Annotated in this window: 5 protein-coding genes; all 5 read right to left on the bottom strand. The window is 73.7% G+C overall.

Annotation, left to right across the window (positions count from 1 at the left end; translation table 11 throughout):
• Positions 1 to 7: 7 nt before the first annotated feature.
• Positions 8 to 12,433 (bottom strand): SDR family NAD(P)-dependent oxidoreductase, encoded by a 12,426-nt coding sequence (locus ACFV88_RS25560; RefSeq protein ID WP_385494223.1) that lies wholly within the window; start codon positions 12,431 to 12,433, stop codon positions 8 to 10.
• Between the two features lie 5 nt (positions 12,434 to 12,438).
• Positions 12,439 to 13,299, bottom strand: coding sequence for an ACP S-malonyltransferase (gene fabD, locus ACFV88_RS25565; protein WP_385494224.1), 861 nt, complete (start codon positions 13,297 to 13,299; stop codon positions 12,439 to 12,441).
• A gap of 64 nt (positions 13,300 to 13,363) precedes the next feature.
• On the bottom strand, positions 13,364 to 14,743 hold the full coding sequence (locus ACFV88_RS25570; protein ID WP_385494225.1) for a PfaD family polyunsaturated fatty acid/polyketide biosynthesis protein: 1,380 nt from the start codon (positions 14,741 to 14,743) through the stop codon (positions 13,364 to 13,366).
• Positions 14,740 to 15,498 (bottom strand): 4'-phosphopantetheinyl transferase family protein, encoded by a 759-nt coding sequence (locus ACFV88_RS25575; RefSeq protein ID WP_385494226.1) that lies wholly within the window; start codon positions 15,496 to 15,498, stop codon positions 14,740 to 14,742. Before ACFV88_RS25575 ends, ACFV88_RS25570 begins: the two co-directional genes overlap by 4 nt.
• Positions 15,495 to 16,019, bottom strand: a complete 525-nt coding sequence (locus ACFV88_RS25580) for a hypothetical protein (protein ID WP_385494227.1) — start codon at positions 16,017 to 16,019, stop codon at positions 15,495 to 15,497. The genes ACFV88_RS25575 and ACFV88_RS25580 overlap by 4 nt, the downstream gene beginning before the upstream one ends.
• Between the last annotated feature and the right edge of the window lie 168 nt (positions 16,020 to 16,187).

The following is a 16,187-nucleotide window of genomic DNA, read 5'->3' on the forward strand; positions in this document are numbered from 1 at the left end:
GACATCGTCAGGTCAGCTCCTCGTGGAGTTCGAGCACGGGTCGGCGCGGAACGGCCGGCGGCCGGGGACTTGGTGGCGGAACGGAGGGGCCGGGGTCGGGCGCGGTGGGCAGCGGCAGACCGGGTTCCGGCTCCAGGGCGAGCAGTGGTTTGGCAGTTCGCCGGGGGGCCGGTGGCTCCGGGCCGTCGATCCAGTGGCGGGCGCGGCGGTACTCGGCCGGCGGGCGTGGCGTGCGGGTCGGCCGGTACGACGTCCGTTCCTCGGGCAGCAGTTCACGGACCAGCGCGTGGGCGTTGGTGCCGCCGAAGCCGAAGGCGCTCAGTCCGGCGCGCCGGACACCGCACTCCGGTTGCCAGGGCGCGGCGGCGAGCACGGGGTGGAAGGGCGACGTGGCGAAGGAGAAGCGGGGGTTGGGCCGATCGCAGTGCAGGGTCGGTGGGAGGGTGCGGTGGACCAGCGAGAGGATCACCTTGTGGAGCCCGGCCATGCCGGCCGCCATCAGCAGGTGTCCAATGTTGGACTTGACGCTGCCGACCGCGCAGTGGCCGACCGCGTCCGAGGTGCGGCGGAAGGCACGCGTGAGCGCCTGGAGTTCCATCGGGTCGCCGATCATCGTGCCCGTTCCGTGGGCCTCGACGTAGGTCACCGTGTCCGCGGTGACGCCGGCAGCGGCCAGGGTGTCGGCCACCAGTTGTTCCTGGGCCCGGGGGCTGGGAGTGGTCAGTCCCATCGTCCGGCCGTCGTTGTTCAGCCGGCAGGACTCGATCACGGCGTGGATGCGGTCGCCGTCGGCGAGCGCCCGGTCCAGCGGTTTCAGCAGCACGGCACCGGCGCCCTCACCGAGCACGATGCCGTTCGCCGAGGCGTCGAAGACGTGGCAGGCGCCGTCGGGGGAGAGTGCCCCGGAAGCGCTGAGCTTCAGGAAGGGGGTCTCGTCCAGGAGCAGGTCGGCGCCGCCGACGAGCGCGGCGTCACAGTCTCCGGCGTCCAGCGCACGCAGCGCGAGGTACAGCGCGGACAGTGCGGAGGAGCAGGCGCTGTCGACCGTCAGATGGGGCCCGCGCAGGTCGTAGACGTGGGCGGCGTGGGCGGCGATGAAGTTCTGGTTGAGGCCGGTCACCGTGTTGCGGTGCGGGACGGGCACCCGGCTGCCGTAGGTGCTGGTGCCGGAGCCCATGAAGAAGCCGATCCGCCCCCCGGCCACGTCCTCGCGGCGATAGCCGGCGTCGCGCAGGGTCTGTTCCACGGCTTCCAACGAAAGCCGGATCAGCGGATCGACGTGGGCGGCGTCGGCGGGTGCGATGTCGAAGAACTCCGGGTCGAACTCCTCGATCCCGTCGAGGAATCCGCCCCATTTGCTGATGCTGCGGCCGGGTGCGGGTTGCGGCGACCACAGGTGGCGGTGGTTCCATCGGGAGCCGGGGACTTCGGTGATCCCGCTGCGCCCTTCGCGCAGCAGTTCCCAGTAGCGGTCGAGATCGGGAGCACCGGGATAGCGGCCGGCGGCCCCGATCACGGCCACCGGTCCGGGGGCGGGGGCGGGCCGCCGGTCGGCGTATTCGTGGGCGACCGGGTCGGATGCCGTCGGACGGTCGTCCGTGCGGAGGGTGCCGGTGGGCCGGGCGTGGTCGACCTCTCCGACCGGCCGGGTCCAGCGGGCCGTTCCGGCGGGGTGTTCCGCCACCAGATGCGCGGCCAGCAGCGCCACCGTCGGGTACTCCAGGACCAGGGACGGCGACAGCGGCTCGCCGATGCGTTCCTCAAGGTCGGCGACGATGCCGGCGACCAGGATGGAATCGACGCCGAGTTGGCTGAAGTCCGTTCGGTGGTCGATCTTCTCGACCGGCATCAGCAGTGCGCGGGCGAGGAGTGCGGCCACGGCGCCGGCGACGGTGGTGAACGTCGGGCAGGCGTTCTCCACAGCCTCCCCGACCCCGACCCCGGCCTTGGCCTCGCCCCCGACCTCGTCATCGTGTCCAGGCGCGTCCTCCTGCACCCGTCCCTCCTCGTCCTCGTGAGCGGGCGACGGCGCGGGCCACACCGCCGGGTCGACCGCGGCCGCCACGACGTGCGAACGGCCGGACGCCAAGGCGGCTTCCAGAAGGTCCAGGCCCTGTTCGACGGTGTGCGGAGCGAACCCCAGCTCGGCGTAGCGCGGACTGCGTACAGCGCCCATGCCGGCGCCCGTCCAACTCCCCCAGCCCACCGAGACGTGGCGGGTACGGCCGGTGGCCCGCTCCGCCACGGCGTCCAGCACCGCATTGGCCGCCGCGTAGTCGGCCAGGCCGACGGCCAGCTTCGGCAGGGCGGCCGACAGCGAGGAGAAGAGGACGATCCAGTCGGGTTCGTCCGCGCGCAACTCGTCGAGGAGTGCGAAGAGTCCCTCGCCCTTCGGTCGCCAGGTGTCACGTATCGAACCGAGTTCCTTGCGGACGAATGCGGGTGTCTTCCGCTCGACCGACCCGGCGCAGTGCAGCACGCCCGCGATCGGCCCGAGGTCGTCACGGACCCGACCGAGGAAGGCGCGCAACTCCGCCGAGTCCGTCAACTCACCACTATGAACGGCGATGTGGACGCCCAGGTGCTCCAGGTGCAGGAGTGCGGCGACGCGCTCGTCGGGCGTGTCCGGGCTCCAGGCGGAGCGCGGGGGCAGGGGGCGTAGGCCCATCAGCGCCAGCCGCCGGGCGCCGCGTTCGGCCAGCCGTCGCGCGCTCGCGAGACCGAGTCCACCGGTGCCCCCCGTGATCAGGTAGGTCCGGTACGGGTCGACCCGTAGGGGTTGTCGCCCGTGCTGCGGCAGCCGCACCCACCGGGGTGCCAGCCGTCGACCGCCGGTGAGCCGGACCTCCGGTGCCTCCGGTCCCCACCGCCCCGCGCCGAGCGCCAGTTCCCCGCACACCAGACGCACCAGTGCTTCGCCGTCGGCGAGCGGCGCGTCGCACTCGACCGTGACGGCCGACACGTCGGAGTACTCGGCACCGATCGACCGGACGAGGCCCGCCATCCGGGCTGCCGCGGGCCAGGGCGCCCCGCTGGCGGCGGGGGCGAGGTGCACCAGCAGCAGCGGTCGGCCGCCGGACGCGGACACCAGTGTCTGGAGCAGCCCCAGGCGCCCGAACTGTCGTGCCAGTGTGGGCGGGCCGGCCAGATCCACGAGGTCCACCACGGCGTCCACCCGGGGGTGGGCGGCGCGCAGTCGTTCCCCGAGCGCGCGGCCCGCCGCACCGTCGTCCAGATCCAGTTCGTACTCGTCGCTCCCGAGCCGGGGCAGGGTCGAACGTTCCCGCACGACGATCCAGTCGGCCTCCTGCGCGCCCGGCAGTGCGGCGGTCACCGGCAGGGTGGTTTCGCGCCCGAGGAGAAGGACGTTCACCTGACGGCGGTCGCGCGGCGCGGCGGGCGGGGCCGGCACGGGGTGCCATTCACGAACGAGCAGTGCGGGCTCGTGGCGGGTGGGGCCGGTGACCGCCCGCCCGGCGCGCGGGGCGGTCACCGAAGCGGGAGCGGACGCGTCGAGGTCCGGCAGTGCGCTCTCCCCGGCGCCCGGGGGGCCGTAGCGCAGTCGGGTGTCGAACGGGTACAGCGGGAAGCGCACCCGCCGCCCGCCCCGGGGGAACAGGGCCGCCCAGTCCACCCGGTCGCCCGCCGTCCAGGTGCGCACCGCCTCGGCCAGGGCCGGGGTGAGCGGGTCGCCAGCGGGTCCCGCGTGGTCCCGTCCGGCGAGGAAGTCGCCGAGTTTCGCACGCAGTTCGTGGATGTCTCGGCACACCACGGCCAGCCGTACGGGCAGGGCGGTCCGCCCGGTGCGGGAGGTGTGGGCGAGGTCGGCGAGCGTCACGTCACCGTCGAACGGGAAGGCCCGCAGCCGCTCCGCGTAGGCGCGCAACCGCTCGTCGTCCGTTGCGGAGAGGGTCACCACCTGGAGCCCGGGTCCGACGACGGGAGCGGCCGGGACCTCGGGAGCCTCCTCCAGGACGGTGTGCGCGTTGGTGCCTCCGAAACCGAACGAGCTGACGCCTGCGCGCCGGGGTTCGCCCGGATGGCGCCGTTCCCAGGGCTCAGGACCGGTGGCCAGCCGCAGGACGCCCCCGGTCAGGTCGATGTGCGGATTCAGCTCGGTCACATGGGGGGTGCCCGGCAGGGTGCGGTGGCGCATCGCCTGGATGACCGCGATCAGCCCGGCCATGCCGGAGGCCGACTCGGCATGGCCCGTGGACGCCTTCACCGCCCCGAGGAGACAGCCGGGCGACGGGGACGCGCCCGGACCGCCGAGGGCCGTGCGCAGTCCCTCGATCTCGATCGGGTCGCCCAGCTCGGTACCGGTGCCGTGCGTCTCGACGTACGCCAGCGAAGAGCCCGGCACACCGGCGTCCCGCAGCGCGGCAGTGATCACCTCGGCCTGGGCGGACGGCCGGGGCGCGGTGAGCGAGTGGGCCCGACCACCGTGGTTGACGGCGGTGCCGCGAATCACGGCGTGCACGGCATCGCCGTCGGCGAGCGCCCGGGCCAGGGGCTTCAGCAGGACGGCCGCCACGCCTTCGGCACGGACGTAGCCGTCCGCCGTCCGGTCGAAGGAGTGGCACCGGCCGGTGGCGGACAGCATCCCGGCGCCCGCCAGCGAATCGAAGTACGTCGGCGTCAGCAACACATTGACCCCGCCCGCCAGTGCGAGGTCGCAGCTGCCGGAACGCAGGGCGGTCACGGCGTGGTCCAGGGCGACCAGGGAGCTGGAGCAGGCGGTGTCGACCGCCTCGCTCGGGCCGCGCAGGTCCAGTTGGTGCGAGACGCGGTTGGCGATGACGCCGTGCACGTTGCCGGGGGCCAGCTGGGCGTGGGCGGCGTCCCCGCTGCGGGTGAGCCGTTCGGTGTAGTCGCTGAGCGTCGCACCGACGTAGACGCCCGTGCGCGAGCCGGCGAGGGCGCGCGGGTCCAGACCGGCGTCCTCCACGGCGTGCCAGCACTCCTGGAGGAAGAGCCTCTGCTGCGGGTCCATCAGGGCCGCCTCGCGCGGCGAGATGCCGAAGAAGGGCGCGTCGAAGGCGTCCACATCGGTCAGGAACCCGCCCTGCGGACCGGAGCCGTCCGCCCAGGACCGCACCGGCCCGCCCACCCGTTCGCCCGGGTCCGCGTCCGGTGCGCGGCCGACGCAGTCGCGCCCGGCGAGCAGGTTCGCCCAGAAAGCGTCGACGTCGTCGGCGCCGGGGAAACGCCCGGCCATGCCGATGACGGCGATCGGCTCCGCGCCCGTAGCGGCGGGTTCCGGAGGGACGGGGACGGCGTCCGGTACGGTCCCGGGGACGGGGGCGGGGAGGGCCGAAGGGTGGGCCGACGCACCCGGTCCCGGGACGGCCGCCTCACCTTGACGCCCCGTCAGATGTGCCGTCAGCGCGGCGACCGTGGGGTGCTCGTACAGGGTCACCGGTGTCAGATCGCGTCCGAACAGCTCGTTGAGCCGGTTGACGAGCCGGATGGTCAGGACGGAGTCCATGCCGACGTCACCGAAGCGTTCGTCCGCCCCCAGGGCGTTGCGCCCCAGCTTCAGCAGGGCGGACACCTCCGCCGTCAGCCGTTCGCGCAGCGTCTCAGCGTCGGTCGCCACCGGCCCGACCGTACCGGCGCCGGGGTCCGTTCCGAGCGCCGCGGCGATCCGGTCCTGGTCGCCGTGGCCGACGAGGTAGGCACCCGGATCCGCCTCCAGCAACGCGTCGAGTGCGCTCAGCGCCCGGGCGGTGGCGATGGGCCTGAGTCCGGTGGTGGTCTCGGTCAGTCGTACGACGTCCGCGGGCATCCGCATGCCGCCGTCCTGCCACAGGGGCCAGGCGGCGGAGACCGTGCGCCCGCGCCGCAGGCCCTGGCGCCGCTGCTCCTCCCGCTGCTCGACGAAGGCGTCGAGGAAGCGGTTGGCCGCCGCGTAGTCGCACTGGCCGGCGTTTCCGGTCCAACCGACGAAGGAGGAGGTGAGGAGGAGGAAGTCCAGTGGGTCGGCGACGGTGAGGCGGTCGAGGAGCAGCGTGCCGTCCACCTTCGGAGCCAGGACCGCGCGCAGTGACCGGGGGGTCTTGGCCGCCAGTGGGGCGTCGTCGACGACACCCGCCGCGTGGATGACGCCCCGGAGGCCGCCGGTCAGTTCGCGGGCGTGGGCCAGGGCGGCGTCGAGGGAGCCCTCGTCGCTGACGTCGGCCCGCAGGTAGTGGGCGCGTGTCCCGTGGCGGCGCAGGCCGGTGAGGAACCGCTCGGTGTCCGGGGAGGGGTGCGAGCGGCCGAGCAGGACGAGGTCGGGTACCCGGTGTCGCTCGGCCAGATGGGCCGCCATCAGCCGCCCCACTCCGCCGAGCCCACCGGTGATCAGCACCCCGCCGGCAGCACCGCTGGTGCTCGCCGGTGTGGCGCTCCCGAGCGGTTCGGCGGGGACGTGCGCCACCGCCGCGGACCGCAGCGTCCAGCGCTGCGCCCCGAGCCGCCGGACCTGGCGGTCCGGGCCGCCGGCCTCGGCCAGCAGGTCCTGCACCGGAGGGAGTTGAGGATCGGCCACCTCGATCCGGCCGAGCCGCAGCCGTACCCCTTCCAGGGCGAGGGACCGGCCGAGTGCGTCCAGCGCCGTCACGGCGGGGTCACCGGGACGGCACACCACCGTGCAGGCGACGGGGTGGCCGTGCGCGGAGGACCAGCGGGCGAGCGCCAACGGCAGGTCGGCGGCGGCCTCCAAGGAGAGCGGCGGCGCGAGGTAGGGGCGCAGGTCCAGGACGACGGTCGGCTCCGCGCGGGCCTCCAGGAGACCGAGGACGGCTTCCGCGTCCACGGCGTGCGCCGTCGTCACGGCCGACCCCGCTTTGGCACCGCGGGGCGGCGTCTCACCGCCGACGGTCACCACGAACGGTCCGTCGTGCGCCGGGGGCGGCGTGCCGGGGTCCGGCGGGGCGGCCGGCGCCCATGTCGCGCGGTAGAGCACCGTCTCCGTCTTCGACACGTCCCCCGCGCCCCGGGGTTCCCCCGCGCTCGGCAGCACCGCGGCGGTCACCCCGGCCGGGAGCCAGTGTTTGACCGGCGCGAACCGGAACGGCGGCAGACTCACCCGTCGGCACCCCGGCTCCGTCAGTTCGTCCCAGGGCAGGTTCGCGCCGTGCGTCCACAGGCGGGCCGGCACCGTCAGGTCCCCGGCACGCAGCCGCTCCCGCAGGAAGGCGACGCCTTCCGGGCCCGAGCCGAACACGTCGCCGAGCGGGGAGCGGTCCCCGATCCGCCCGTGCACCAGTCCGGCCACCTCGGCGGACCGGCCGTCCGCGATCAGTTCGAGGGTGGCGAGCAAGTGCGGCAGGTCGGTCGCCGGGTACGCCACTCGTTCGTCCCGCGGCTGCCTCCCGACCTGGAGCGTGAAGGCGATGTCGGCGATCCGGTGCCCCGGCCCCGGTCCTGGCCCCGCCGACAGCGCGGACCGCAGCCGGCCCGCGTAGTCGCGCAGGTCGGCCCCGTCCCGGCCGGACAGCACGATCAGATGGGGCCGGCCCGCGGCGTCCTCGGCGGTCGGGGCCGTGGCCGGCGCTTCCTCCAGCACGAGGTGGACGTTGACACCGCCGGCGCCGAACGAGCTCAGCCCGGCGCGCAGCGGACCGTCCGGCGCCAGCCAGGGTTCCGCGGACCGCTGGAGGCGGAACGGTGTCCGCGAGAAGTCGATGTGCGGGTTGACCGGATCGGCGTGCAGGGTCGGGGCCAGGGTGCGGTGCCGCAGTTGCAGCAACACCTTGGTGAGCCCGGCGACGGCGGCGGCCGATTCCAGATGACCGATGTTGCTCTTGATGCTGCCGATCCCGCTCCGGCGCCCCTGCTCCCGCGGTCCCCCGAACGCCTCGGTGAGTCCCCGCACCTCGATCGGGTCGCCGAGCGCGGTGCCCGAACCGTGGGCCTCGACGTAGCCGATCGACTCGGGCTCGACTCCGGCGGCCCGGTGCGCCTCGCGCACCAGGGCGGCCTGGGCCGCGGGGCTGGGAACCGTGAACCCGTGGGTGCGGCCGTTGGAGTTGGCGACCGCGGAGCGGATGACGCCGTGGAGGTGATCGCCGTCGGCCAACGCCCGGTCGAGCCGTTTGAGCACGACGGCTCCCACGCCCTCCCCCAGCACGAAGCCGTCCGCCCCGGCGCCGAAGGACCGGCAGCGGCCGCCGCGCGCCAACATGCCCATCTGTGCGTACTGGACGTGCCGGGCGGGATGCAACACCAGGTTGACCCCGCCCGCCACCGCGGCGGTGACCTCGCCCCGCAGCACCGCGCTGTAGGCCAGCTCCAGGGCCGTTCCCGAAGCCGAGCAGGCGGTGTCGACGGTCAGGCTGGGACCGGTGAAGTCGAAGAGGTGGCTGACCCGGTTGGCGATCTGGTAGCCCTCCGCCCAGGGGTAGGGCGCGGCTCCGGTGAGCGCGCCCCGGGCGCTGAACAGTGCGTAGTCGTTGGCCATCGCCCCGACGTACACGGCGGTGTTCCGGCCGATCCCCTCGGGGGTGTATCCGGCGTCCTGGAGGGCCTGGTGGGCGGTCTCCAGGAAGAGCCGCTGGCGGGGGTCCATCAGTTCGGCCTCGGCGGGAGAGATCCCGAAGAAGAGGGAGTCGAACTCGTCGACGCCGTCGATCAGCGCCGCCCAGCGCGAGTAGGTGCGGCCCGGGCCGCCTTCGGCGTCGTAGAGCGCCTCGTGGTTCCAGCGCTCCGCGGGGATCCCGCCGACGCAGTCCCGTCCGGCGAGGAGGTTGTTCCACAGTTCGTCGACGTCGCGGGCTCCGGGGTATCGCCCGGCCACCCCGATGACGGCGACGGCGACGGCGACGGCGACGGCCTCGGGGTCGGGGTCGGGGTCCGCGGTGACGGAACTCCTCCGGGGGCCGGTCTCGGCACGGGCGGCGGCGGGTCCGGGGGGCGGTGCAGGGGGCACGACGGGTCCTCGGGGCGGCTTGGTCCGGGCCTCGGGAGCCAGTGCGTCGGCCAGTGCTCCGAGGGTGCGGTGCTCGAACAGCACGGTGGGGGGCAGTTCGCCGTACCACTCCTCCAGTGCCACCGTGGCGTCCACGACGGCGAGCGACGAGGGCCGCAGTTCCTCCAGGGTGGTGTCGGCGTTCAGGGAGGCCGCGGGCAGCCCCAGGGTGCGGGCCACGACCTGCACGACCCGGTCGAGTGCGGTCCGCCGACCGGTCGCGAAGGGGTCGGGGTCGCGCGGGCCGACGGCGATCGTGGCCGTCTCGTCCACGGCGGGGAGTGACCGTTCCTCGGCCAGCTCGGCCAGCTCGGCCAGTGCGCCGCGCCCCGGCGCCGCCGACGGGCGGGCCGGCCGGGCCGCGCCCTCGATCGCGGGCTCCTCGGTGACGGCCTCCGGGTGGAACGCGATCGCGGCGGCGGCCTCGACCGGCAGCTCGTACACGACCGATCCGTCGGGCCGCTCCCGGGCCCAGGCCCCGGCCACCGAGTCCAGGAACCGCCGGGCCGGCAGATTGCGTTCGGTGGGCCGGTAGGTCACCCGCAGCACCGTGCACGCGTCGGCCACCTCCGCCGCGAGCCGGGCCAGGAAGGCGTGTTCGACGCCCCTGCCGAGCACCCGGCAGCTCATCAGGAACATCTCCAGGTCAGCGGTCGGGCCGTCGGTGCGCACCACGGCAGCGCCGACCACCCCGTAGTCGCCGAACCGGTCGGTGACCTGGACCGTGCGGCAGCGTACGGCGGGGTCCGCGAGTAGCGCCGACAGTTCGGGCTCCTGGTACCGGGCGGGGGCCGCATTGAACTGGTTGGTCCGTTGGGTGAGTTGTGCGACGCGGGTGAGGGCCGCTCCCTGCGCGGGGCGGACGTCGACGCGCAGGTCCAGGTCCCGGATGAAGTCCGCCAGGGTGGTGAAGGTCCCGCGCAGCTCCTTGCGCCGGCCGGCCGCCTCGTAGAAGGAGGCGCGGGCGCGGTCCTCGTCGGTGACCTCGAAGCGGTCGAAGGCCCAGATGCGGTCGACGAAGCCGGGGAGGTCCGCGGGGTCGGCCGGGCAGGTGAGGGACAGCACCTGGGGGCAGGCCGCCCGTAGCTCCGCGATCTCGACGGGGTTGTCGTCGATCACCACGAACGAGTCGAGACCGAGGTCGAGTTCGCGGGCCAGATCGGCGAGGTTCGCGGACTTCGGCTCCCAGTCGATGCGGCGTGCCGTCAGGTGTTCCTCGCCGAGCGGCATGTCGTCCCGCAGGCGCAAGGCCTCGGACACGTCCTGGGCCTCGTTCTTGCTGGCGAGGCAGAGCAGCACGCCTGTGGACCGCAGTTCCAGCGCCCACTCCTGTAGTCGGCGGTGCCCCGGTTCCACCACCACCGCGTGCGGGCCGTCCTCCCCGAGGACACCGCGCCACAACGTGTGGTCGCAGTCGAGCACCAGCACCTTGGCCGGCGGGACGAGCGCCGCGCGGACGGCCCTCGCCGTCGCGGTGGCGAGCGCCGCGTAGCCAAGGGCCTCGTACGGGATGTGGGCGATGCGCAGGCGCCGGGCGTCGTGGCGGTCGGCGATCCGGGGACCGCCGCCCCGCCACTCCTCGGCGTCGAGCAGGTGTGCGCCGGGCACTGCGGCCAATGCGTCGACCAGCCGGCGGCGCAGCGTCGCGAGCCGGGCGTCGTCCGACCCAGGAGGGTCCGGGCAGAGCAGCACCAGCAGCGGTACCGGTGACCGGCCGCGCAACTGGGCGGCGGCGCCGGCGAAGTCGTCCACCGTGCGCTCGGGGTCGTCGCCGAGCCAGTCGTCGAGGCGCAGCAGTACGACGTTGCAGCCGCCCGGGTTGCGACCGCTCTCGCTGGCGGGGTCGAGCAACTGCTGGAAGACCTGGCCGTAGTCGGCGCACACGACCTCCAGTCCGAGGCCCAGGCGTTCCGTCCAGGCGCGCACTCCGTCCACCAGCGGGTCCGTGGTGAAGGTCGCCGAGATCACCAGGCGCCCGGCGGCGGGCGGTGCAGCGGCGTCGAACCGGTCGAGGACCGTGACCCGTCCGGGGTGGGCTTCGGCGTCGAGGCCGTCCACGACGGCGGCGGCGACCTGTTCGGTGGCGAGCACGGCGTCCGAGCCGAGGACGGAATCGGAGAACGCCGTACGCATCCGTCCCGGCCGTACGACGGTGCAGCGCAGTCGGGGCCGTTCCGCCGCGGCGGCGCGCACCAGACCTTCCAGGGCCAGCTTGGCGGTGACGTAGTGGGACCAGCCGGGCGGCGGGGTGTCCACCCATGCGGTGGAGACGGCGACGAGGTGGCCGGCGTGCTCCGCGAGGTCCGGCAGGAGGGCCGCGAGCGGTACCCGGGCGAGTCGGAGGGCGTCGTGCAGGTAGTCGGCGGCGCGCCCGTCCGTCTCCGGTTCCAGGGTGAGCTGGGTGACCGGCGGGAAGGCGTTGAGCACCAGGACGTCTAGGCGTCCCTGCTCGGCGATGATCCGCTCCCGGGCGGACCGCGCCCAGGACCCGTCGGCGGCGTCGCCGGGCAGCAGGTGCACCCGCTCGGAGAGTTCGCCGAGGGCGGCGCGGACCCCCGCGGCGTCGTCCGCGCTGCGGCGGTGTCCCAGGTAGACGGTGTAGCCGGCCAGGGCCAGGGCCTGGGTCAGGCTCGCGCCGAGGCCGCGGCTGCCGCCGACCACCAGTGCGGTGCGGCCGGTGCCGGGGGCGCCGGTGGGCATCAGTTCGCGCAGCTGGGTGACGTCGGGGGCGGGCACCGTGCGGCGGGCCAGCGCCCTCACGTCGACGCGGCCGTGTCCCGGCAGGGCGCCCGTGAGATCGATCCGGCCGTAGCGACCGTCGGCCGCACGGACCCGGAGTCGACCGGACGTGCCGTCCACGGAGTCGTCGAAGTGCAGGGTGAGTCCGGAGACCAGCGCGTCCCGGCCGGGTATCTCCATGCCCGCCAGATGGCTCGCCCAGCCCAGCAGCATCGCGTGCCGGACCGTGATGCCGGCGGCTTCGGCGCCCGTGGCCGTCAGCAGTTCCCGCCACTGGTCGACGGCGGCCGGGCAGCCGACCTCCCGCCGTTCCCCGATCCGGGTCCGCTCGACGGGCACGTGGTCGCAGTCCGCGCGTCGGGGTCCCGGGACGTCCACCGGGGTGTCGCGGCGGGGCCGGCCCGGCACGGTCCGCACCGTGAGGTCCAGCAACAGACGGCTTCCGTCGGTCACCCGGACGCCGAACCCGTCCTCGGTCCGCTCGACGGCGCGCCGGTAGGTCTGCCCCGGGTAGACGGGGGCGTGGAACCGCGCGGTGATCCTCGTGATGCGCCGCGGGGTCCGCCGGCCGGGCAGGGCCGCCAGCGCGTGCAGGGTGACCAGCGCACCATGGGCGATCGGTACGCCGAAGGACGTCTTCGCCGCGTAACCCGCGTCGGTGTGGAGGGGGTTGACGTCACCGCTCGCCGCTGCGAAGCGCTGCACGTCCTGTTCGGTGACGTGGAACTCGGTTGCGGTCACTCGGGTCACCTCTCCGCCCCGACGGGTGCTGCTTCACGGATCTTCCGGACCAGTCCGGTGAGCACCTGGCCGGGGCCGACCTCGCGCAGCACGGGTTCGGGCCGCTCCAGCAGGTAGCGCACGGTCTCGGTCCACCGCACCGGCGAGGTGAGTTGCCGCCGCAGTTCGTCGGCGAGCCGGTCGTCCGTGTGGGGGCGGGCGGTGGTGTTGGCCACGACCGGGATGCGCAGCGGTGCGAGGCGGTGACGGCGCAGGGTCTCTCCGAACTCCTCCGCCGCCGCGGTCATCCGCCGCGAGTGGAAGGCCCCGCTGACCTTGAGCGGGATCACGGCCTCCGCGCGTCCCTTCAGGGACCGGCTCGCCTCCCGTACGTCCTCCGGGAGGCCGGAGATGACGATCTGGGTGGGGGCGTTGAGGTTGGCGATGTCCACGTCGGAGTCCTCCCGGAGGGCTTCGCGCAGTGCCTCTTCGGTCAGGCCGATGACGGCCGCCATCGCACCGGGCCCCGCCTTGGCCATGGCCTCGGCCCGGTGCCGGACCAGTTCGAGTCCGGTGAGGAAGTCGAAGGCTCCCGCGGCGAACAGGGCCACGTACTCGCCGAGGCTGTGTCCGGCGAGGTAGTCGGGTACCTCGCCGCTCTCCCGGACCAGGTCGAGATAGCCCAGTGCCCCGACCACGTAGAGCGAGCACTGGGTGTAGCGGGTGTCGGAGAGCCGGTCGGCCGGTGCGTCGAGGCTCAGCTCCTCGATCGAGTAGCCGAGCAGGGCGTCCGCTCGCCGTACCAGGTGCGGATAGCGGGGGAAGAGGTCACGTCCCATGCCCTGCCGGTGGGCGCCCTGGCCGGGGAAGAGGTGGACGAGCGTCATGACGGTCACTCCGAGGGGTCGGTGAGGCGCCGGTGGACGGCCGGGCGGCGCGGGGCGGCCACGTTCAGTGCGCGGCGATTCGGGTCAGCCGGACGCGGAGCAGCGCCGCGGCCTCGGCCATCAGCAGGTCGGCGAGCGTGTCCGGGTGGCGGGCGCGCCAGTTCTCCAGCGAGGTGCCGGCGAGGTACCCGTTGAGCGCTCCCATGGCGGGTCCGCAGGCGACCTGGTAGTCCACCCGTCGCTCGCTCCTGCCGGCCATCGCCAGCCGGGTGGAGTGCACGAAGTACCACTTGAAGACCAGGGCCATCCGGTGTTTGGGGTCGGCTTCGGCGCGGGCCAGTCCGTCGGGGTCCCGGGTCGCGTAGTGCGCTGCGGTCTCCTGCCAGATCTCCTCGAAGCTGCGGCGGAAGAAGCGTTCTTGGAGCTGTCGGCGGGTAGGGGCGTCGATGGCTTCCAGGGAGTCGTACCGCCGGTAGAGCTCGTAGAGCTTGTTGGCGCGGGCGGGGAAGAGGAGCCCCTTTCCGAGCACCTGCGCCCTGGCGCCGATCTCCAGCATGTCGCCGGCCGGGACCATGGCGGTGTCCTGCACACCGGCGGCCTGGAGGAGGTCCTTGACGTCGTCGGCGGTGCCCGCCTCCACGGTGCACTGGTTGATGCTGCCGGTCAGTACGAAGTCGGCGCCCAGCAGGAAGGCCGCGGCGGTCGCCTCCGGCGTGCCGATGCCCCCGGCCGCGCCGATGCACACCGTCCGCCCCGCGGCCGTGCGGTCCCGCATGCGGACGATCTCGGGCAACAGGGTGATGAGCTGCCGCTGGTCGGTGTGGCCGCCCGAGTCCCCCTCCACGCAGAGGTCGTCGGCCATCGGTACGTACGGTGCCAGTGCCGCCTCGTGCGCACCGATGGCCGACGAGGCCGCGAGCGAGGAGACCAGGTGGGCGGGGGCCGGGGCGAGGAACGACCGTGCGGCCTCGGGGCGGGACACCTTGCCCAGCACGGAGTTGGGCACGACGACGGACCCGTCGGCGGCCCGGTGCACACCGCTGAGCCGGTAGCGGACCAGGGCCGCGCTCGGCTGGATGAAGGCGGCGGCCTCCACCCGCCGTACCCGCCGCGCGAGGAAGAGGTCGACCGCCTTCTCCTCGCGGCGCGGGTCCTCGGGATTGGCCAGCAGGTTCATGCCGAACGGACCGTGCGGGCCCACGGCCTCGCGGATCCGCCCGATCGCCTCGTCGATGTGTTCCGGGCGCAGACCTCCGGTGCCGAAGTAGCCGAGCAGGCCGGCCCGGCCCATCCGGCCGACGAGCTCGGCGGAGGAGATGCCCTTGTACATGGAGCCGGTGACGTACGCGAGGCGCACGCCGTGGCGACGGCGGAACTCCGCGCTGCCGAGTGCCTCGGCGGGTGGCCGGACTCCGGCCGGTGCGACCCCGTCCAGGGTGGTCATGTCTCCCCTACTCCTCGGATGGGCACGGCGGTCGTGGGGTGCGCGGTGCGCACGCACAGGGCGGCGCGGAAGTCCGCTGGGGCGTCGAGGCAGTGGCACGTCCAGAGCTCCGGCGCGGTCACGGTGGCGCTCCGGCCCAGCAACGGCCGGCCGTTCCTCCAGGAGAAGTCCAGGTCGGCGAACGGCAGGCGCAGTCCGGCGCCCACGGCCTTGGCCAGGGCCTCCTTGAGCGTCCACAGTTGGATGAACTCGGACTCCCGCTGCGCGGCGGGCAGGGCGGCCAGTCTCGTCAGTTCGTCGGGGGAGAGGCTGTTGTGCAGGAGCGCCCGCGGTCCGTCCGCTCGCCGTCGTCGTTCGATGTCCACCCCGACCCGTCGCCCCGTGGAGACGGCGACCAGACAGGTGCCTGCCGCATGGGAGAGGCTGAACTGGCGGGCGTCGCCGAAGCGACGGGCGATCCGGGGTCTGCCGTACTGCTCCTGGGTGAAGTCCCAGCTCTGCGGTGGTACGGACGTGCCGGTCGACAAGGTGAGTCGCAGCAGCCAGTGGGCGAGGACGTACTCGTCCCGGTCGGCCTGGCGGCGGAAGCGGGTGGCGCGCTGCCGTTCCGGGTCGGACAGGACACGGAACCGGTGCCGGCCGGCCGCCTCGTCGGCCGTGCCGGGGAGCCGGGCGAGGCGCAGCACCACATCGGGTTCGGGTGAGGGGAGTTCCCGGATCGACGGTCGTGGGGGGCCGTCCCGAGCCCCCGTCACGAGGCCTTCGCCGCGGCCTCCTCCTGGGCGGCGTAACTGGCGAGCAGCTCCGGGACCTCCTTGGCGATGAATCCGAAGAGGTGCTGGGTGCGGTCCAGGCGCTGCGTCCGCTCCGGGTCCTCGTCCTTGAGGGTGTGCTGGGCGTCGCGCAGGATCCGGTCGAACTCCGGAATGTTGGCGAAGACTTCGAGGACGGCGTTGGGCCAGGACTCGTTGTTCATGAAGAGGGCGTACTCGTCGGTTCCGGGGACGTCCCTGCGGAGCACCACATGGGCGGGGACGAGTTGGTCGGCGACCCGGTCGATCGCCTCGCGGGTGGTGCCGAGGCGGGCCGTCAGTTCGGCGGTCGTCTGCTCGGTCGGGTCGCAGATGATCAGCCATCCGATGACGCGTCCACGCTCGTGCGGCATGCCGTCGTTCTGCCAGTAGTACTCGGCGACTCCGTCGACGATGATGCGCTCGGCTTCGGTGAGGCCGGGCAGCTCTGCGGCTTCGCTTGCAGCGGTCGGATCGGTAACCATGAGTATCCGCCAATCTGTCGGCCAGTCGGCCCGTATCAGCCCTGTGATTACTTCTGATCGTTAGGCACATGCTGTCTGACGGATATTGAGCAAATCTGTCAGAGATCTGCAATGGCTGACGACATACCCTCGCTCCACCCCTGTGGCCATGGCCTCCTACCGGGAAGG

Origin of the sequence: Streptomyces sp. NPDC059816 (genome assembly GCF_042732055.1) — a bacterium.
Lineage (GTDB): Bacteria > Actinomycetota > Actinomycetes > Streptomycetales > Streptomycetaceae > Streptomyces.